General features: G+C 63.7%; 16 protein-coding genes. 13 read left to right on the forward strand and 3 right to left on the reverse strand.

What is annotated here, in order from left to right; translation table 11 throughout:
* Window positions 1-58: 58 nt before the first annotated feature.
* From SH412_RS16855 to SH412_RS16875, 5 genes are all read left to right on the forward strand, one after another.
* Window positions 59-805 carry an SDR family oxidoreductase gene (locus SH412_RS16855; RefSeq protein ID WP_336519185.1) on the forward strand — a complete coding sequence of 249 codons (747 nt, stop codon included), beginning with the start codon at window positions 59-61 and terminating at the stop codon, window positions 803-805.
* Window positions 806-868: 63 nt separating this feature from the next.
* Complete coding sequence (locus SH412_RS16860) at window positions 869-1,303, forward strand: hypothetical protein (RefSeq protein ID WP_336519186.1); 435 nt, start codon at window positions 869-871, stop codon at window positions 1,301-1,303.
* A gap of 104 nt (window positions 1,304-1,407) precedes the next feature.
* Window positions 1,408-2,172 (forward strand): MBL fold metallo-hydrolase, encoded by a 765-nt coding sequence (locus tag SH412_RS16865; protein ID WP_336519187.1) that lies wholly within the window; start codon window positions 1,408-1,410, stop codon window positions 2,170-2,172.
* Window positions 2,173-2,207: 35 nt separating this feature from the next.
* Window positions 2,208-2,909, forward strand: coding sequence for a hypothetical protein (locus SH412_RS16870; protein WP_336519188.1), 702 nt, complete (start codon window positions 2,208-2,210; stop codon window positions 2,907-2,909).
* Between the two features lie 13 nt (window positions 2,910-2,922).
* Window positions 2,923-3,480, forward strand: coding sequence for a GNAT family N-acetyltransferase (locus tag SH412_RS16875; RefSeq protein ID WP_336519189.1), 558 nt, complete (start codon window positions 2,923-2,925; stop codon window positions 3,478-3,480).
* 69 nt (window positions 3,481-3,549) lie between these two features.
* Here SH412_RS16875 and SH412_RS16880 read toward each other — a convergent pair whose 3' ends face one another.
* From SH412_RS16880 to SH412_RS16890, 3 genes are all read right to left on the reverse strand, one after another.
* On the reverse strand, window positions 3,550-4,557 hold the full coding sequence (locus tag SH412_RS16880) for a DUF2971 domain-containing protein (RefSeq protein WP_336519190.1): 1,008 nt from the start codon (window positions 4,555-4,557) through the stop codon (window positions 3,550-3,552).
* A 209-nt stretch (window positions 4,558-4,766) separates the two neighbouring features.
* Window positions 4,767-5,231: a hypothetical protein gene (locus SH412_RS16885; RefSeq protein WP_336519191.1), complete on the reverse strand. Its 465-nt coding sequence runs from the start codon at window positions 5,229-5,231 to the stop codon at window positions 4,767-4,769.
* A 260-nt stretch (window positions 5,232-5,491) separates the two neighbouring features.
* The gene (locus tag SH412_RS16890; protein ID WP_336519192.1) at window positions 5,492-8,815 is read right to left on the reverse strand and encodes a DEAD/DEAH box helicase; all 3,324 of its coding nucleotides are present in this window, start codon (window positions 8,813-8,815) and stop codon (window positions 5,492-5,494) included.
* Between the two features lie 415 nt (window positions 8,816-9,230).
* Here SH412_RS16890 and SH412_RS16895 point away from each other — a divergent pair, with 415 nt between their 5' ends.
* The 8 genes from SH412_RS16895 (at window position 9,231) to SH412_RS16930 (ending at window position 20,359) form a co-directional block, all read left to right on the forward strand.
* Window positions 9,231-10,472, forward strand: coding sequence for a lactate racemase domain-containing protein (locus SH412_RS16895; RefSeq protein WP_336519193.1), 1,242 nt, complete (start codon window positions 9,231-9,233; stop codon window positions 10,470-10,472).
* Between the two features lie 180 nt (window positions 10,473-10,652).
* Window positions 10,653-11,462, forward strand: a complete 810-nt coding sequence (hisN, locus tag SH412_RS16900) for a histidinol-phosphatase (protein ID WP_336519194.1) — start codon at window positions 10,653-10,655, stop codon at window positions 11,460-11,462.
* 21 nt (window positions 11,463-11,483) lie between these two features.
* Window positions 11,484-11,957, forward strand: a complete 474-nt coding sequence (locus SH412_RS16905) for a macro domain-containing protein (RefSeq protein WP_336519195.1) — start codon at window positions 11,484-11,486, stop codon at window positions 11,955-11,957.
* Between the two features lie 312 nt (window positions 11,958-12,269).
* Window positions 12,270-13,118, forward strand: a complete 849-nt coding sequence (locus SH412_RS16910; protein WP_336519196.1) for a carbon-nitrogen hydrolase family protein — start codon at window positions 12,270-12,272, stop codon at window positions 13,116-13,118.
* Between the two features lie 217 nt (window positions 13,119-13,335).
* A complete protein-coding gene (locus SH412_RS16915) occupies window positions 13,336-13,854 on the forward strand; it encodes a hypothetical protein (protein WP_336519197.1) in 519 nt (172 codons plus the stop codon).
* A gap of 258 nt (window positions 13,855-14,112) precedes the next feature.
* Window positions 14,113-16,575 (forward strand): vWA domain-containing protein, encoded by a 2,463-nt coding sequence (locus tag SH412_RS16920; protein ID WP_336519198.1) that lies wholly within the window; start codon window positions 14,113-14,115, stop codon window positions 16,573-16,575.
* 111 nt (window positions 16,576-16,686) lie between these two features.
* Entirely contained in the window at window positions 16,687-18,957 is a 2,271-nt protein-coding gene (locus tag SH412_RS16925) for a hypothetical protein (RefSeq protein WP_336519199.1), read from the forward strand.
* Window positions 18,958-19,213: 256 nt separating this feature from the next.
* On the forward strand, window positions 19,214-20,359 hold the full coding sequence (locus SH412_RS16930; protein WP_336519200.1) for an HlyD family secretion protein: 1,146 nt from the start codon (window positions 19,214-19,216) through the stop codon (window positions 20,357-20,359).
* The last annotated feature ends 82 nt before the right edge of the window (window positions 20,360-20,441 follow it).

The raw sequence follows: 20,441 nt of genomic DNA on the forward strand, positions 1-20,441 counted from the left end.
GCACGCTGCAAGTCTCACTGAACCTCAGGCTCCGTTTCCCCCCTGAATGTCTTCCGAAATGCAGAACGTCCTCATCATCACTGGCGGCAGCCGCGGCATCGGTGCTGCGACGGCAAAACTGGCGGCGGCCCGCGGATACGCGGTCTGCGTAAACTACCATCGCAGCCGGCCTGCCGCCGATGCAGTCGTCGCGGAGATCACGGCGGCCGGCGGAAGGGCGATTGCCGTTGCGGCGGATGTCGCTTCGGAAGTCGACGTCGTTTCCCTGTTTCAGAAGGTTGATGACCTTTTGGGTCCGGTCACGGCTCTGGTCAACAATGCTGGGATTCTCGAGACGCAGATGCGCGTTGAAGAGATGAACGCCTCTCGACTCAACCGCATTCTGGCGACAAACGTCACCGGTTCGTTTCTGTGCGCCCGCGAGGCGATCCGCCGGATGTCGACGCGACACGGCGGTCGCGGCGGCGCGATCGTCAATGTTTCCTCGGCGGCCTCCCGGCTGGGAGCCGCTGGCGAATACGTCGACTACGCCGCGTCGAAGGGAGCGGTCGACACGCTGACGATCGGTCTGTCGCGCGAAGTGGCGGGCGAGAGAATTCGCGTGAACGCCGTCCGCCCGGCGTTCATTGACACCGAGATTCACGCCAGTGGCGGCGAACCGGGACGAGTCGACCGGATCAAGGATTCGATTCCCATGAAACGGGGCGGGCAGCCAGAAGAAGTCGCCAGCGCAATATTGTGGTTGCTGTCAGATGAGGCCTCCTATACGACAGGCACGTTCATCGAACTGGCCGGCGGGCGATAGCGCCGGATGCCAGCGAGTAAGAGCGCCGTTACCAAGGTTCCGGCATTTTCGAGGCGCCGCACCATGAAATCCCGAGTTGGCGTACCGCTGGTGTTCTTTGCGGTCCTGTGGTTCTCCTTCGAACGGTCGGCTGCCGAGAATCCCCGGCAGAGTTCCCCGACGACGGAGACGAGGCGCGTTCTCGGCATGGACGTGCCGGTCCTCACGGACTTCAATGAAGTTGAACGGCACGTCGGTCGGCTGGTGGCGCTGCGTGGGGTTGTGACTCCCGGGACGAAGTTCCCTGATCTCATCGGCGTCGAAGTGAAGTCGCCCGACGCCTTGCGGGGTCGTGAAGCGTATGCGGTCGGCATTCTCGCAAAGTGGACCGTAGAGCGGGAGGAGGCTGAGGCGGGTCGGCGCGCGAACAGTCCGATTCCCGGCACAGGTCCGGGGGGCAAATACCTGCTGTACTTCGATCTGAGCGGCAAACTCGCGGAAGCGCGCCCCCTGCCCTGACCGGCGTCGGATTGCTCTCTCCCTGAAACTGGACCAGAATTGGCGCCGCATCAGACTCCGCGGCGACACCGAGCGGAAGAAGTCCTGACATCGGGAAAGAGCAGATGGCGATCCTGCACCATTTCAACGGCGGCACCCTGCACGCTCCGCCGCAACCCAGAGCTGCGTGCCACTGCGTTCTGATTGAAGATCCCTGCGGCCTGGCGCTCGTCGAAACCGGGATCGGGCTGCTGGACGTCGCGGCGCCGCTGGAACGGATCGGGCAGCCGCTGATCGATATGGCCGGCTTTCAATTCCAGGAGAGCGAGACCGCAGTCCGGCAGATCGAAAAGCTCGGTTTCCGGGGCGAGGACGTGACTCAGATCGTGCTGACTCACATCGATCCGGACCATGCCGGAGGGCTGGCCGACTTTCCGCAGGCCACGATTCATGTCTCCGACGAGGAATTGGCCCATCTCGGGACCGGACACTGGCGCTATCTGCCGCAGCACTTCACGCATGGTCCGAACTGGAAGGGGTACGGGGCATCGGCCGATCGCTGGTTCGGCCTTGAGTCCCGCAGGTTGTCGCTGGGTTTCGACGCCGAGGTTCTGATGATTCCGCTCTTCGGGCACACGCTCGGACACTGCGGCGTCGCCATCCAGCAGGGGTCGCGATGGGTCCTGCACGTCGGAGATGCATACTACCTGCGGGCCGAACTTGCCACGGACGACCATCCAGTCTCGGCCCTGGCTGCGGAACGGGCCGACGACGACCGGCTCAGGCGATCCAGTCTGGCGCAACTGCGCCGACTTGCCCGGGACCACGGCGCGGAGATTGAGATGTTCGGCTATCACGACTTCTCGGAGTTCCCCGTCGGCGTTCTCTGAATCAGACATCCCGCCGCCCCATCGAGCCGCCGCACATGTCTGTCCTCTTTTCCGACGAATTCCTCTACTCGCGTTCGTCCCAGGTCTTTCATCAGACCGTGGCGCTGGGGTTGATCGTCGCCTTCGTGGCGGCGCTGAAGGTCAATGTCGGGCTCCCGCCGACGATGATTGTCGGCGGCTCCGCGATGGCGGGGTTCCTCTGCTGGCGGATGACGAATCTGCGGCGGCCGATTCAGCCGCAGCGGGTGGCGATTCTGTTTCTGCTGACGACAGCGGCGCTGCACGTCCACATGCTGGAGGAGCACGACTGCCTGTTCGGGCCGTCGATGAGCCGGCTGTTCGAGATCGCCTTTCCGACCAGCCGGTTCACCGCGATCTTCGTGTTCGCGCTGCCGACGCTGTATTACCTGACCGCGATCGGACTGCTGCTGCGATTGCCGCTGGCGGCGTTCATGGCGTGGTTCATTTTCATCGGGCCGGGGATTGCGGAGTTCACGCACTTCCTCTTTCCGCTGATCCGGCCCGCGCTGGAGCCGACCAATCCCGAGGCGATCACCGCGGTCATCAACGGCAAAACGATCGCCGACATGCCGAATCACTACTACTTTCTGACGGGCCGGTACTATTTCCCGGGGCTCTATACGGCGATTCTTCCGATGATTCCCGGCGGGTACAGCGTCTGGTGGCTGTTGCGCGAAGGGCGTCGGCTGAAGAACGAAGCCCCCGCCACACCTTGATTTGCGATGCCCCATGCTGACCCGCATCACGATCCACCACGTCGAAATGACCTCCCCGGACCAGCTTGTTCCGGCCCGGCCGGCGAAGCTGGCGTACCTGCTGATGCAGGCGCAACGCCCCAGCCCGGCGTTCAACCGATTTCTCTACACGGCGGTCGGGGGCGACTGGCGGTGGACGATGCGGCTGGAGTGGACGTGGGAGAAGTGGATGGCCTGGCTCGATCGGCCGGAGCTGGAGACGTGGGTCGCGTACGTGGATGGGACGCCGGCCGGGTATTGCGAGATGGAGCTGCAGCCGAAAGAGACGGTCGAGATCGTATCGTTCGGCCTCCTGCCGCAGTTCATCGGCCAGGGACTGGGCGGGGCGCTGCTGACGGACTGCGTGCGGCGGGCGTGGCAGTTTGGCGGCCGGCGGGTCTGGCTGCATACCTGCTCGCTGGATGCGCCGCATGCGCTGGCGGCATATCGGGCCCGCGGGTTCCGGGAGTTTGAGACGGAAGTGGTGGAGGGCGGGGTGCCGGAAAGGGCGATTGGGCCGTGGGTGGGGGCGCACGGAGACGTGCCGTCGTAGGGCCGGTTTCACCGGCCAGCTTTGATTTGTCACATCGTCAGGATGGCCGGTGGAACCGGCTCTACGGAACTACCGGCCAGAGGAGTCGCTCGCTTTAAGTTCGCTCAGAGCCTTCTCCGCTGCCTTCTGCCACTCACTTTCTTCGCGATTGCGATAGTCTACTCCTGCAATTCGTTCGGCCCCAATGAAATCCCTGCAGGCCCTCACGATAAACGCCAGGCGATAGCGATCGATCTCTGGAAAAAAGGACTCCTCCTGGAGCCACTGAGCGACAACGTCAAACGCGTCTTTAACCGCAGCAGCCTGCCTGTTCGGCTCGACAAATTCTGCGTACTGGTGTTCGCGATCTAAGGAGGAAGCCTCGACGGTTCCTGAGTCGACGCCCGCATGCTGAACTGCAAGTTCAATAATGGTATGCCAGCGATTCCAGCATCCCGGCGAAATCACCACCCCCTCAAGCAGCTTTTGCAGATCGACTTTGACGCCAATTCCGTCGTGAACCTTGGTCACATCCCAACTCGGAATCTGTCCGGGATTCGAAGCAGAGAATCGCGAAATCGTCGCTCGAAACTCCGATTCTCCTTCAAACTGCGGCTGCTTTACGTAGAAAATAGGCATTCTTTTCCAACGTTCGGCGAGGTCCGTCGAATAATCGACGTAACGGACATTGCCAAAATGAACATTCTCAACTGCATCATCAAGGGCTTTCTTAAACGCCCCGACGGTTGAACGAATCGCGACTCCCTGTCCTTGCGGCGTATAGGCCCTCCACATTATCGATGATTCGTGTTCTGCCTTTTGCCAACAGTTAATCAAGACCTGATCGCGATTCCGGTCATGCCCCTCCGCGATCCGCTGACGCACCCTGCGATGCTCATCCTCACTGGACCACTCCGACTCAGCGGGAAGTTTCATGAACGGATACCAGCCTTCCCACTTGTCGTCGAACTTCGCTGGATGCGAAAACCACAAGGTTCGCGTCGTCATCATCGACATGAACTTGTCGAAACTCAGATATCTCCAAATGACGGTTTCATCGGGAGGAATCTCCAAGTCATCGTGGGAGCGGTACGGCATGTGGATAGTCCCAATGAGCCGGGGCAGGCGAGAGATCAAGCACGAACGCACGTCCACATTTTTGCATAACTCGCTGCTATAGTGCAAACATAAGGCTGCGGGCCGGGACTCAGAGATACTGAGCCGGCACAGATAAATGTTGCTCTCACGCCCTTCGCAAAGCCTCAGGGTCGTGCCACCCAGAGTGAAGAGGCCAGGCGCGCCCGGCCCTACTCCTCCAACGCAGGCTTCCGTACCAGACCGTATAGCGTCAGCAGCAGCGCGGCCATGATTGTCACGCCGCAGACCATCAGCGAGCCGGTCACGAGCGGATGGTTGGTGCCATGGGGCGGGGGGAACTTCTCGTTGAGCGTCGGCATCAGCCTGGATGACGTACCCAGAAAGGCCGCGGCGACGCCCGCCGCTCCATTCGACCAGGTTCCGACCTGCAGCAGGGCGAACCAGGCCTTCAAGGCGAGCGGCCCCAATCGCATTTCGCGCACGAGAAACGCAAACGCGACCATCAGCACTCCGTTCGCCGTGAACTCCAGGTGCGCCATTACGATCCCGCGGAACCAGGACACGGCCGAGGGCGGAATGAACCCCACGCTGCAGCCCACCGCGATCTGCAGCACGCCGAGGATCAGCGTCCAGCGGCGGAGCGTGCTTTTTAGCGCATCAAGTTCCGTGCTCATACCAATGATCCTGCAGCGATGTCGAACGTCGCCAAGTCACCGGCCCGAGCGTACCCGGATCAGGGGAAGATGCCAACATCTGCGGCAGCACGGGACGGGCAGAGCGCCGGCGAAGACCACGCCCTTCGCAGACGCAGGGACGTGCCACCCGGATCAGAAGACGACCGGGCGCGCCAGGCCCTACGCAGACGTTGTGCACCGGCCGGCACAGCCGGCCCTACTCTTCACTCGCCACCAGCCACTCATCACTCGCCACTTCTTCAAGACAGCAGCAGTTTCAGATCGTCCGTGGTGAGGCCCTGCATCAGGCTGTTGTTCTGTTCCAGGATGGCGTCGGCGAGTTCGCGTTTCTGCTGCTGCAGGTCGGCGATCTTCTCTTCGACGGTTCCCTTGCAGATGAGCCGGTAGGCGAAGACCGGGCGGGTCTGGCCGACGCGGTGGGCGCGGTCGATCGCCTGGGTTTCCACGGCCGGGTTCCACCAGGGATCGAGGATGAAGACGTAGTCGGCGGCCGTGAGGTTGAGACCCAGGCCGCCCGCCTTCAGGCTGATCAGGAACACGCCGCACTTGTCGTCGGTCTGGAACCGCTCGACCCGTTCCTTGCGGTCGCGAGTCTGGCCGTCGAGGTACTCGTAGGTGATGTTGCGGTGGTCGAGGTGCTTCTTGACGATCGACAGCATGCTGGTGAACTGGGAGAAGACCAGCGCCTTGTGGCCTTCCTCGAGGATTTCTTCGAGCTGCGGGCAGAGGGCGTCGAGCTTGGCGCTCGAATCGTCCGCGGTGGCCCGGTCCAGCAGGGCCGGGTGACAGGCGGCCTGCCGGAGTCGCAGCAGGGCTTCGAGGACGTGCATTTTCACGCGGGCCATCCCCTGTTCGGCGACCATGCCCAGCAGCGAATCGCGGTAGTGGTCCCGCAGTTCGTTGTAGAGCCGCTGCTGCTCCTCGCCCATTTCGCAGTAGATCGTCTGCTCCAGCTTTTCGGGCAGTTCGCTGGCGACGCTCTGCTTGGTCCGGCGGAGAATCAGCGGTTTCAGGCCGCTTGCCAGGACGCGGCGGGTTTCGGTGTCGGTGGGGTCGGCGGCGTGCAGCCGGAAGACCGAGCTGCGTCCCAGCATGCCGGGATTGAGGAAATCGAAGATCGAGCAGAGATCGCCCAGGTGGTTTTCGATGGGCGTACCGCTGAGGGCGATGCGGTGCTGCGCCTGCAGCACGCGAGTGGCTTTCGCGACCTGCGAACCGGCGTTCTTGATCGCCTGGGCCTCGTCGAGGACGACGTAGTCGAACTCGACGTCCTTGAGGATCAGCACGTCCCGGCGGAGCGTGCCGTACGTTGTGAGGATCAGGTGATACTTCTCGAAGTCGGTCCGCAGCTTGGCGCGTTCGAGCCCGGTGTACTCCAGGACTTTCATATCCGGCGTGAACTTTTCGGCTTCCTGCTGCCAGTTGAACAGCAGCGACTTGGGGACGACGACGAGCGTCGGTCGTTTTTTCTCGGCCCGTTTCCGCCGGGCTTCCAGGAAAGCCAGCATCTGAATGGTTTTGCCGAGACCCATGTCGTCTGCCAGACAGCCGCCGAACCGGAAGTCTTCGAGGAACTTCAGCCAGCCGACCCCTTCGCGCTGGTAGGGTCGGAGTTCGCCCCTGAACGACGCCGGTTCCTTGACCTGCTGAATCCCTTCGAAATCCCGCAGACGCTGGCAGGTGTCGGTGAATTGCGCGTCGTAGTCGACCGAGGGTTGAGTCGAAAGCAGGGCGTCCAGCAGGCCGGCCTGGACCATGCTGAAGCGCAGGTGCTCGCCGTCGGCCTGGCCGAGTCCCGCCAGCCCGCCCCAGCGATTGATCCACTCTTCGGGGAGAATCCCCAGCGAACCGTCGTCGAGGAGAATGGTGCCGTCGCCGCGGGCCAATGCGGCCAGCAGTTCGGGGAAGCTGACGCGTTGCCCGTCGAAATCGACGTCGCCGTGGAGTTCGAACCAGTCGAGCCCGGAGCGGACCTGGAACTTCATTTCCTGCGGCTGACGGACCTGTTTGCCGTCGGCGCGGATCTGCCAGCCGAGGCCGACCAGTCTACGGACTGCGTGGCCCAGATCGCGGGCGTTGACTTCCACGTCGTGCTGGCCGCGGCGCTGATCGAGCAGCCGGCGGAAGCCGTTGTCCTGCAATTGCGACCAGAGTTCGGCTTCGCGCTGGCGGTCGCGCAGCAGGCAGCGCGAAGCATGCCGCTGGACGATGGCCCAGCGGGGGCTGGAGCCCCGCACGGTGGCGCCGTCGTAGCTGAAGAGGACTTCGGCCTTGAGGCGGTCGTGCTGCCAGCGCGACTTGCCGGGGGCATGCACCGACAATTGCGGCGCCGGCGTGAACGTGACTTCTTCGAGCGTCAGCTCGGGAGGGAGTTCGAGCCGCGGCAGGGCGGGCATATCGAGCAGCCGGTCGACCAGCTCGTGTTCTTCGCCGCTGGGGACCTGAATGTCATCCGTGCGTCGCAGGAGCGGGGCCCAGGAGAAGGCGTCAAAATCCTCGAACGGGGCGATGAATTTCGGAGTGACGAACAATCCGCCCGGCACGAGCAACTCCGGCTCGCGAATCGAGAGGCGTTCTTCGCCGCGACGCAACAACCCGTGGAGCCGCCAGGTGTCTTTTTCGGGGGACTGTTCGACCTGCAGGCAGAGTTCCCAAAGTCCGCCGTCGTCCCACTGCAGAATGTCGGTGACGCGTTCGTCGCCGGCGAGGCGTACGCGCCCGGTGCTGCACATGGCGGGCAGTAGAAGCTGGCAGAGGTCGTAGGGGACGCGATAGCGGTGCGCGGCGGCGAAGGTTTCGGTCGCATTGCCGGAGGTCCGGTCGGGGGTTCCGCCGACGAGGTGGGCGAGAATCCGGCGGTCTTCGTCGTCGTCGATTTCCTCGAAGCGGCCCGGCTTCAGCTTGAGGGGCTTCAGCTTTCCCCACTCGCCGTTGGCCCGGCGCTGCCGCTGCGAGGTCTGAATGATGATCGTTTCGGCGTCGTCGCTGCCGGCGACGTCGATTTCGTAAAAGATCTGCCGTTCGGCCCCCTGCCCGGCGGCTGCCGACGGATCGTCGTCGTGCATCGCCCGGCGGAGCTCGCTGAGTTTCGTTTCCCACTCGCGCAGCGGCGGCGGGGCGACGGCGACTTTCTTGACGCGTTCGGCGGTCTTGACGGCAAGTCGCGTCTCGCCGACCGGGACGTCGTCTTCTTCGTCCCAGTCATCGAGGGGCAGTTCGAGATTGAACGGATCGTCCTCGACGGCGAAGGGCGGCACGTAACCGGGCTTGGCGGCGCCGGTGAGGTAGTTGCCGGCGTCGGTCGCCAGAACGGTGGCCCAGAGGTGCTTGCAGTGGGGATTGCTCGAAGGGTTCGCCGATGTCCCCATGCAACTGCACGACAGCTTCAGGCTCGTTTCGTCGCGGGAAAGCTGTGTCTGATATTCCACGCCGTCGCGAACCACGGCGAAGAGACTTTCCGGGGTGACGCGAACGACCGAGACCCGCTCCGCCTGAAGGTATGCAGCGCCGCGAAACTTGATGTCGCCGCGAAACTTACTCTCCATCAACTCCGACAACGTCATGAAACCGTCCCTGAACCACTTTCGAGCGCCCGCCTGGCTCCCGTCCGTCGCCTGCGATGAAGGCCACCGCCGCGCCGCACGGGATCGGGCAACATAGAACAAAGCGAGAACGGCGTACAGACCGCCGCTCTCGCGCATCGGACCAGCGTACACGACGCTGACAAGCCGGGCCACTCAGGCTGCTCGGTCAAGGCCAGAATTCCTGCCAAAGCGGGATTTCTGCGACGCAAGACAGCGATCATCGGTCCGTGAAACGTGCTCGCCGCCTGCACGTCCGGTGCTTCGAGGCGTCCCGACGCGGTATTATACTCGACGCCCCCGCTTCACGGCGATGCACGAACGCCGGTTCTCTCGACGGCTCGTTGCGAGCTGCAGTAGAATCGGGGGGAATTGTCTTTCCGGAGCTTGCTGATCGATGGCCCAGTCCCCGCCCCCCGTCCTGTCCGAAGCCGAAGTCCGTCAATGGTTCGCCACACAAGTTCCGCTGGACGATTTTCGCGGCAAGCGGGTACTGCTGATCATTCCGGACGCCACCCGCACGGCGCCGCTGCCGCTGCTGTTCGACGCGCTGTTTCACCGTCTTCGACCGGTGGTGGCGCAGTTCGACGTCCTCGTGGCGCTGGGTACGCATCCGCCGCTGTCGGAGACGCAGATCTGCAAGCTGCTCGGCATCACTGAGGACGAGCGGCAGAAGCTGTTCTTTCAGACCGGACTGTTCAATCACGAATGGGACCGCGAGGATCGGCTGCTGAATCTCGGCACGCTGACGAAGGACGAAACGTCTGAGCTGTCGGGCGGCCTGCTGTCGCTGGAAGTACCGGTCAAAATCAATTCCCGGATCAAGGACTACGACACGCTGCTGGTTCTCGGGCCGGTATTCCCGCACGAAGTGGTGGGATTCTCGGGGGGCAACAAGTACTTCTTCCCGGGGATCGCCGGCGCGGAGATTCTGAACTTCTTCCATTGGCTCGGGGCGCTGATCACCAACCACGAGATCATCGGCGTCAAGGACACGCCCGTCCGCCGGGTGGTCGACCGGGCGGCCTCGCTGATTCCCGTCGAACGCCGGGCGATCACGTTTGCCGTCGCGGCCGACGCCAGCCTGCATGGACTGTGCTATGGCACGCCCGAAGTGGCGTGGAACGGGGCGGCGGATCTGTCGAGCCAGATTCACATCAAGCGGTATCCGAAGCCGTTCAAGCAGGTCCTGTCATGCGCCCCGCCGATGTACGATGAGCTGTGGGTTGCCGGCAAGTGCATGTACAAGCTCGAACCGGTTGTCGCGGACAGCGGCGAGCTGATTATTTACGCCCCGCACATGCACGAGGTTTCAATCGTCCACGGCAGGCTGATCAAGGAAATCGGCTACCACGTCCGGGACTACTTCACGAAACAGTGGGACAAGTTCAAGGATTACCCGTGGGGCGTTCTGGCCCATTCGACCCACGTGCGGGGGGGCGGCACGTTTGAAAACGGCGTCGAGCGTCCGCGGGTCCAGGTCACGCTGGCGTCCGCGATTTCCCCCGAGGAGTGCGCGAAGATCAACCTCGGCTATCGCGACCCCGCCACGATTAACGTGGAATCCTTCGCCGATCGAGAAAATGAGGGAATTCTGCTCGTCCGGAAGGCGGGTGAGTATCTTTATCGGCTGGGGTAACCCGATTTGGACAAAGAGAAGAACGGTGAGCCTCGAAGACTCGACTCACCCTACCCGGACAGGCGGATCTCACGCACGCGTGACAAGCTGCGGCGAACGTCGCACAATGTCGTCTCGCCGACCGGCGGATTGGCAGTTTTCGGCTTTGAGTTCCCGTGATTTCGCGGAGCGTTTTCCAGCATGGCCTTCTCGTCCACCGACGTTACTTCCCGCCTGCAGTTCGGTCTCCAGGTCGCCCGCGAGGCGCAGGAGCTGATTCTCGGTCATTACCAGAGCCCTGACCTGCAGGTCGACAGCAAGCGCGATACCTCCCCGGTCACTGAAGCCGACCGCGGCGCCGAACTGCTGATCCGGGATCGGCTGTCGCATGCGTTTCCGAACGACGCCGTGCTGGGGGAAGAATTCCCCGAGAAATCCGGCACGACCAGCTTCCGCTGGATTCTGGACCCGGTCGACGGAACCAAGTCGTTCGTCCACGGCGTTCCGCTGTTCGGCACGCTGATCGGCATCGAACACATTGACGGCGACAGGAAGTCTTGCGTGGCAGGCATCTGTCGTTTCCCGGCGCTCAACGAAGTCGTTTATGCGGCGAAGGGCGAGGGAGCGTGGTGGCAGATTGGCGACGCCGCTCCGCGCCGGGCGCGAGTTTCGACGGTTTCCACGATGGAAGCCGCGACGTTCTGCACGACGAACATGGCCCGCTGGGAGAAGATCGGCCGGCGGCCGGCCTTTGATACGCTGCTGCGGACGGTCGGCCTCGCCCGAGGGTGGGGAGACTGCTTCGGTCACATCCTGGTCGCGACCGGCCGGGCGGAAGTCATGGTCGACCCGGCGTTGAACCCGTGGGACGCGGCAGCGCTGGTGCCGATTCTGGAAGAAGCCGGCGGGCATTTTATCGACTGGAAGGGCCAGCCGACGATTTACGGCGGCAACGGGATTTCCGTGAACGGGGCGCTCAAAGATGAGATCCTCAAGATTGTGAATCTGTAGCGGATCAGCAGGTCGAGCCCGATGACGATTTTGACCGTGGAAGGCGATGTGCTCGATCAACCGGTCGAGGTCATCGTCAACGCCTGGAATCGCAACGTCATTCCGTGGTGGCTGCTGCTGCCTCAGGGTGTCTCGGGGGCAATCAAACGCCGGGCGGGCCTCGGCCCGTTTCGCGAGCTTGGCCGGAGGGGACCGATTCCACTCGGTGGGGCGGTGCTGACGTCCGCCGGGAAACTGCCCTTTCGCGGCATCATTCATGTGGCGGGGATCAATCTGCTGTGGAGGTCATCACAGCGTTCCGTTCGGCTGTCGACCCAAAGTGCGATGCAGTTGGCGATTGAGCACGGTTTTGCGTCCATTGCGTTCCCGCTGATCGGGGCTGGTTCGGGCGGCGGACGTCCCGAACAAATTGAAGCCTGGATGCAGGAAGAACTCGGACAGATTGCGTTTTCCGGAGAAATTCTAATCGTCCGCTTTCGCCCAAATCGACGCTGAGGGTGCGTCTTACAGTTGAAGAATTGGAGACAGACAGGAATGTCTGTCCCACCCGAAGAGATTACCTCTGAAAAGGTGGTCCAGACATTCCTGTCTGGGCGATTCCCCGCCATTCTTCGACACGCTGTCAACGGATCATCGGCCCGCGAAACTGCAAGGGTTATTTCGGTCGTTCGGGGTGATTCGCGAAACGCGACCAGACGTCCACGTCTCCGCTCTCGACATCCGGCCGCGCGCGCCCGACAATCTCCGCGCGGGTCTGACCAGGGATGGTTCTCGAATTCACACGTTTCACATGATGGGAACCATTCCATGAAAATCGCCGGCGTCCAGATGGATGTGCGGATCGGCGATGTCGCCGGCAATCTGCAACGGATGCGGGAGCACTTCGTCGAGGCCCGTCGGAACGGGGCGACGCTCGTCGTCTTCCCGGAATGCGCGGTCCCCGGCTATTGCTTCGACAGCCGCGAGGAAGCCCTCGAATTCGCCCAGCCGGTCCCGGGGCCCGCGGTGCAGTTCATGACCGGCGTCTGCCGGGAACATGGCGGCCTGGCGGCGTTCGGAATGCTCGAAGCCGACGGATCACGGCTGTTCAATACCGCGGTCCTGGTCGGACCGGACGGTCTCGTCAGCCGCTACCGCAAGGTGCATCTTCCTTTCCTGGGCGTCGACCGCTTCACCGATTACGGCGATGAGCCGTTCTCCGTCACCGAAGCGGACGGCGTGCGGATCGGTCTCAATATCTGCTACGACGCCGGCTTTCCGGAACCGGCCCGCTGCCTGGCGCTGCTGGGAGCGGATCTGATCGTGCTGCCGACGAACTGGCCCCCCGGCGCCGAGTGCGCGGCCGACTACGCGATCAATACGCGATCGCTCGAAAACACGGTCTATTACATCGCGGTCAATCGCGTGGGCGAAGAGCGCGGCTTCAAGTTCATCGGCCAGAGCCGGATCTGCGACCCGCTCGGTCGGACGCTGGCCGCCGCGGCCCACACCGACGAGTGCATCCTCTACGCCGACATCGACCCGGCGAAGGCCCGCCAGAAGCACAGCATCCGGATTCCGGGGACGAACGAGGTGAACCGGATCGCCGATCGACGGCCGGAGATGTACGGGGAGATTGTGCGTCCGCATTCGCTGAAGCGGCCGGGGCGGGGCTGAGAGGGGAAGAGAATTCGAATGTCGAATGACGAATGACGAATGACGAAGGCGGAATGTCGAAAGGCTGAGGCTGGAGCCGACCGCCATTCCGCAACGGCTGACGGTTTCTGAGTTCCGGCAGCGACGCCGCCTGCCAAGACAAAGCTTGACCGACCAGACCCCGGTTCCTGTACTATTGCTCCTGGCAGGTGCAGGAGCAATCGGGAAGGAATGGGCGATGCGATGGCTGAAATTGCTCGTCGTACTGTCGATGGTCGGCGGATGTGGCAAGCCGTCTGTTCCTCCTTCTGCGGTTTCCGCTCAACTGCAACCTGCGTCTCCGCCGGATCAGGAAATCGTGTCGTTCCTCAAGGGGAACATCATGGCCGGCTGGAAAGACTTGCCGGACTCCGCGCCGCTGGAAAACGTTCCGCAGATCGTTGCGACGGAACAGACCGGCGAGAAACTGACCGTGACGATCCGAAACACGGGGAAAACGACTCTGACGTACGCGGGCAGTAGTCCGACTGAGATCCAGCTCTATGACGAACTGTTCGAGGACGGCGTCTGGAAGCAAATGGGTTACCAGTGGTGCGGCACCGGCATGGAAAACTATTCTCTTCGCCCTGGGCAATCGGTTGATCTCCATGTGAAGTTCTGGAGTCGTGACTACCGCGACCGGATGTTGGCGTATTTACGGGAGCAGGGAACGGAGCGAGCGGGGCTGGTCGTGTTAGCGACGGAATCGGAAGAGTAGCGGTCGCCTCCTTGATGCTGTGCAGCGGGGACTGCGCAGGACCGGCTGGAAGCCTGTCCTGCGGGACTCTGCCCGTGTCACCTCCGTGCCCTCAGTGTCCTTCGTGGTTTAATTCGCCTCTGGACTACTCTGCGGCCTTTGCACTTCGCTCTGCGTCTCTGCGCGAGATCTTCCCTCCCCTGCCCCGCTTCGCACTTGTCCGCTACAATGTCCTGACACCGTTCCGCGCGCCTCCCTCGACGCACCGGGTCTGTCGGCATGTCGTTTCTGAATCCTGTGTACCTGCTCGCCCTGGGACTCGTCCTCGTCCCCGTGGTGCTGCATCTGCTGCTCAAGGCCAAGCCGAAGAAGCTCATTTTCCCGGCCCTCCGGCTGATTCAGTCTCGCAAGCAGCAGAATTCCCGCCGGTTCCGTCTCCGACACCTCTGGCTGCTGCTGCTCCGGATGCTGGTCATCGGCGGACTGGTGCTGGCGCTGACCCGGCCGACTTTGCCGGCTGCGAACTATGGGCTCTCGCGGCGGGAATGGCTGACCGCGCTGGCCGTGCTTGCGGTCTCGCTCGGAATTTACTTCGGCCTGCTGGCGCTGTGGAAACGCCGGCATCTGCCGCGGCACGATCTACTGGCCCGGCGGACTTCGCTGCGGGGGGGGCTGGGTCTGGCGGCGGCGGTCCTGCTGGTGCTGCTGGTCGGCTGGCCGTATCAGCGGCGGGTTGCGGCGGAGATCACAGCGCCGGCGCCGCCGGTTGCGGAGAATCTCCCCGTGGCGGCAGTGTTCCTCGTCGATACCAGCCTGAGCATGAGCTATCAGCATCAGGGGCAGAGCCGGCTGGATGCCGCACGGGCGATGATTCGCGAGCATATGGGGCAGCTCCCGGCTGGCAGCCGGGCGGCGATTGTCGAGAACTCGGGCGACGTACCGGGAGTCTTTACGGCCGATCTGACCGCCGTCCAGGACCGGCTGGCGCTGCTGACGCCGAAGCCCCTCAGCCGCTCGCTCAATGACGCGCTGGAAGCGGCCCTGCTGCTCCAGGAAGACGACCGGCGGCGGATCCTGGGAGAACAATCGGGGGCCCCCGAAGATCGTCGGCAGGACCGGCTGATTCGCGAGATCTATATTGTGACCGACTTCGCCCGTTCGGCGTGGCGGCTGGATGCGACATCGCAGCTCAAAGACCGGCTGGCGGAGCTGAACTGGACGGGGCTGTACCTGCTGGACGTCGGCGTCGAACAGCCGGTCAATGCAGGACTGCGGTCGGTGAAGCTTTCGCGTCAGTCTGTCGCCAGCGGCGGTTTCGTCACCGTGGAAGCCTCCGTCACGGCGGCAGGAGTCGTCAAGCCGGAGACGCCCGTCGAACTGTGGCTGACCGGGGATAACGGGCAGCCGATCAAAACGGGGCAGCAAGTCGTGTCGCTGGAACCGGATGCGGAGACGGGGGTGCGATTCACCCTCGAAAACGTCACCGGCCGGTTCCGCCAGGGGGAGTTGCGAATCACGGGGAGCGATCCGTTCGTGGTCGACAACATCGCCTACTTTACGGTGCGGGTCCATCCACCGCTGGAAGTGCTCGTCGTCGCGGAGCGGCGGGAGGAAGCCCGGGTCTGGATGGAGGCCCTGGCGCCCGAGGAGCTGGTCCGACTGGGGCGGGCACGCTACCGCACGACGTTTCTGCCGACCGGCAAACTGGCCGGGACGGATCTGTCCCGGTTCCAGGTCGTGTGTCTGATCCACGCAGCGCAGCCGACGACGGAGCTGTGGGAAGAGTTGACCGACTATGTGAAGTCGGGCGGGGGGCTGTTGCTGACGCTGGGAGCACGTTCGGCGATTGCCGGACGGTCGCGGCCCGACGAGGGTCTCGATCCGATCGCCTGGAACACTGCCGCGGCGCAGCGACTTTCGCCCGCGAGTCTGAAAGCAGAGCTGTCGTTCTCCCCCGCGGCCACGATCGACTGGTCGAACACTCAGAATCCGCTGGTGAGGAAGCTGGAGGAACTGGGAGCGTTGCCGGAATTCGCGGCGCTCGATATTCGCCGATACTGGAGCGTCGAACCGGCCGAGGACGCCACGGTGATCGCCCGGTATGCCCGTCCGCCCAGTGTGCCGGCCCTGATCGAGCGTCGCGTCGGTCGCGGCAGAGTTCTGATGCTGACGACCTCCGTCGACTCGGTGGCCTGGAACGACCTCCCCGGACACTGGGTGTATGTGGTTCTGGCCGACCAGTTCGCCCAGCGACTGGCGGGTCTGGGGGAGGAGAAGGCGAACTTCGTAGTCGGCGACGATGTCGGGCTGCCCCTCAATCCGGCTCAAGCCGTTCAGAAAGTCGTGTTGCGAATGCCGGAGTTCAAGCAGCGGCAGGAGGCGATCGCCGAACCGCGGGACTTCCTGCTGCTGAGCGGAATGAGCGATCCGGGCCAGTACCAGATCGAGGCGGTCGAACCGGCGACGAACGAAGTGCAGGCTTTCAGCCTGAATCTCTCCGGTACGGAAAGCGACTTTCGACAGATCGAACCGGCGGAACTCGACCGGGTGCTGGGCGAAAAACGCTACAGTGTCAGCCGCGACCCCCAGACTCTGGAACGGAGCCTGGCGGTCGGGCGGCTCGGCCAGGAGGTCTACGGTCTGCTGCTGATGTGCCTGGTCGGATTCTTCATTCTGGAACAGCTCACGTCAGCCTGGTTCTACGAGCAGGAAGGGGGCGGGAAAGTGATGAGTGCTCAGTGATGAGCGAGCTGCAAAGAAGGCTTATCGCGGATCGCTGATTGCTTATCGCCAGACTCCGATCACGGTCTCCTTTTCACTCGCCACTTATCGCTAGCCACTAGCCACTGTTTTATGAGTTTTTCCCTCGAACCTGTGTGGTCCTGGCCGGTCGTCCTGGCGGCGGCAGCGGCGCTTGTCGCCGTCGTGCTGGTGACGCAGCGGGCGGTTGCGTCGCGACTGACGCCGGGGCGACAGCGGGTTCTGCTGGGGTTACGGCTGACGGCGGCGATCCTGCTGATCTGGGCGATGTTCCGCCCGGTGCTGCAGATTTCCGAAGTCACCGAAGGGAAGGCGCAACTGCTGATCCTGGCGGACGCCAGCCGGAGCATGAACACCGCCGACGGTCCCGGCGGCAAATCGCGCTGGACGGCTTCCCGGGAGGATCTGGCGGAACTGGAGAAGGCTTTCCAGGACTGGGGACAGAAGCTGGAAGTCCGTCAGTTCGAGTTTGGAAAGGACCTCGTTCCGCGCGATCCCGCCCTGCGGGAAGGAACGGCGGACTTCACCGCCATTGGCGCTGCGCTGGAGGCTCTGCAGCGGGAGACGCGGGATCGGCGAACGCTGGGAGTTCTGCTGCTGACAGACGGGGCGCAGCGGGCCATTCCGCCGTTCGACAATGATCCGCTGCTGGCGGCCCGCAAGCTGGGCGAGCTGCAGGCGCCGATCTACCCGGTGGGCTACGGCACCGCCGCGTTGTCCGATTCGACGCTCGACCTCGCGGTGGAGGATCTGCTGGTTGACCCAGTGGTCTTCGAAAAGAAGCAGGTCCCGGTGACGGTCCGGCTGCGGGCACTCGGAGCCGCGGGGCGGAAGGCCCAAGTCCGGTTGCTGATCGAAGATCGCAGCGGCAAGCGGCTGGGCGAATCGGGGACGCTGGTCCCTGCCCACGCTTCCGGAAATGCGCGTCCGACGGTCGAAGTCGAGATCACGCAGCCCGTTCAGATCATTCCCGTTGAGCTGTCGTTCATTCCCGACCAGTCGGGCGAGTTGAAACTCGCCGTGGAAGTGGTCCCGGCCGATGGAGAACTGCTGGTGCGGAACAACACGCGGCAGACGGTCATCACGGTGCGGCAAGGAGGGCTGCGGGTCGCGTATTTCGACGCTCCGCGGGCCGAGCAGAAGCTGATCCGCACGGTCAACGGAGCCGAGCAGATCCAGCTCGACTACTTCCAGGTGTGGGGGCAGCTCTTCCGCAACCGCACGCAGATACCGCCTGCTGCGTTCGAACGGAATGCCTACGACATCTACATTATCGGCGATGTTCCGGCGGACGTCTTCGGAGTCGACAATCTGCGATCCCTCGCCGCCCGGCTGGACGATGGCGCCGGCCTGATGATGACCGGCGGGCTTTCGAACTTCTCCGCGGGGGGCTACGCCACGACGCCACTGGCGGATTTCCTGCCGGTAGAGCTGAACCGGGGGGGAGGTCGACGAGGAGCGGCCGACCCCAATGATCAGATCACCGACCGCGTGCAGATGCTGCCAACGGAACTGGGAGCGAAGCGATACGTGATGCAGCTTGCGCCGCCCGACCGGAATGCGGCGGTCTGGCAGTCGCTGCCGCCCCTCGACGGCGCGACTCGACTGTCGCCCAAGCGCGACAATCCGCTGATCGAGGTCTGGGCCGAGACCGCTCAGCAGCAGCCGCTGCTGGTGGCGACCGAAGTCGGTCGAGCGCGCGTGATTGCGTTTGCGGGAGACACGACGCGGCTGTGGTTTGCCCAAGGCCATCCGGCCGAACATCAGCGATTCTGGCGGCAAGTCATCGTCTGGCTGGCGCACAAGGAGGAAGACACCAGCCAGCCGGTGTGGGTGAAGGTCGATCCGCGGAACGTCTTGCCGGGCTCGCCGGTGAACCTGACGTTCGGCGCCCGGGCGGCCGATGGCGTTCCGCTGCCGGACGCCACGTTTCGCGTCGAGCTGACCGGTCCGGACGGAAAGCCGGAATCTCTCCCCCCGCGCCGAGGCGAATCAAGTTCATCGGCGACGTGGGCCGCCGCCGGGGCGGCGGGAGATTACTGGGTGAAGGTTTCCGCCCGGCAGGGCGAGACGGCGGTGGGACTCGATGCGTGGACTCGATTCATCGTCGACGATCGGGACCTGGAGCTCGATCAACCGGCCGCCGACTACGAGCTGCTGCGGCAACTGGGCTCCCTGAGCGGCGGCAAGCTTCTGACGCGCGAGGAACTGCCGGACTGGCTGAAATCGTTGCGGGAAACGCGGTTCGAAGACCTGACGCGAATGACGAGCATCACCCTCTACGACCGCTGGTGGATCCTGGCGGCGTTCGTCGGAGTCGTGAGCCTGGAATGGTTCCTGCGGAAAAAGTGGGGACTGGTGTAAGTCGAGGCGGGTCGAGAGGAATGTCGCGAAGACAGGTGCGTCTGGCCCTGCCGCACGCCGTGAAACGCCCGCGTGAAACCGCTCCGCGTTAAACCCTGCGGGCTGGGCTGACTCTGTCCGATGATCGGGAGATTCTTGTCGCAACGGTTGCACCTTGCGGCAAGTCTCGCGGCGTGACGTGCCGATTCGACTCTCAGACTCCGCGGTCCGCTCATTTCGGGACCGCCCGTCATTTCTGTCGCACTGGAAGCTCTCCATGTCGAATGCCGCCCCAGCAACTTCGCCGGTCGTCGCACCGCGTCTCGTTTCTCCCTCCCGGTTTATTCTGCTGGCGCTTGTGGCGGGCTGCTGCGGGATGGGGATCAGCGCCTGGCTCGACGGACGAACTCGCCCCGCCTTCACGGGGCGGCTGCACGCCCACACGATCTCCGTCACGGCGGGCCGCTCGGCGAGAATCGTCGAATTGCCGGCGGCCAGCGGAACGAACGTCTCCCCCGGCGACACGCTCGTGGTCGTCTCGGACGACCGGCTGGATGCACGGATCCGACAGCAGGAACAGGACGTCAAAGAGCTGGAGGCCGATGTCGCACGCGTGACGGCGGCCGCCGACATCGAATTGCAGTGGCGGCAACGCGATCTGCAGGCTGAACAGTTTGAGCTGCAGCTCAAGGCGGCGGGATTTCTGCAGGACAAGATCAGCCGACAGGTCGAGCAGATTGCCTGGCAGGAACGGTTGAACGCATTGTCGTCGTGGACCACGGCCGAAGAACCCGGCGGGTTCGGAAAGCTGCTGCAGGCCAGCTTTCCCGACGACGGGCGCGTTCAGGCGATGCTCCGGGAAGATGCCGCCGCCACGGCCGCGGAGGCTCTCTCGGTCCAGCTCGGACTGTGCGAACAGCGGATCGCCGAGATTCAGGCGCTCAGCAAGGAGCTCGAAAGCAAGATCAAGGTGTCAGCGGGCGTCGACCTGGCGCAACAGCGGCTGACGCGAGCCCGGGAGGAACTGGAGTCGATCCAGCAGCAGCGCGAGGGACTCAAGATCGCCAGCCCGGCGTATGGCATCGTAGGGGTGCCGCAACGGCAGCCGGGCGACATCATTCAGCCGGGCGAAACAATCGTGGATCTGCTCGATCCGGAACGGCGTTTTCTGGTGGCCGAGGTGCCTTCAACAGCCGCCGTCGAATTCCATGCCGGCTCGAAGGTGGCCCTGCTGTTTCCGGGGGGTGAGCGACGGGTCGGCGTGATCCGCGAACTGCCGCCGCAGACCGATCAGCCCGCAGCGCGGACTCAGGAGAGCTTTCTGGAAGTCCGGATCGAACCGGCGGGCCGGCTGTGGCCGACGGCCCCGATCGGAACGCGGGTCGACGTGAGCGTGCTGCCGGCCGACGAGCACATTCGCTGAATGTGCCGAGGGCGGTCGAAGCAGCGCTGGCGGGCGAGCCGCCAGCGGCACGTGACGACGCAGGGCTTTCGGTTTGAATGGG

It is taken from the genome of Planctellipticum variicoloris, assembly GCF_030622045.1.
In the GTDB taxonomy this organism is placed as follows: domain Bacteria; phylum Planctomycetota; class Planctomycetia; order Planctomycetales; family Planctomycetaceae; genus Planctellipticum; species Planctellipticum variicoloris.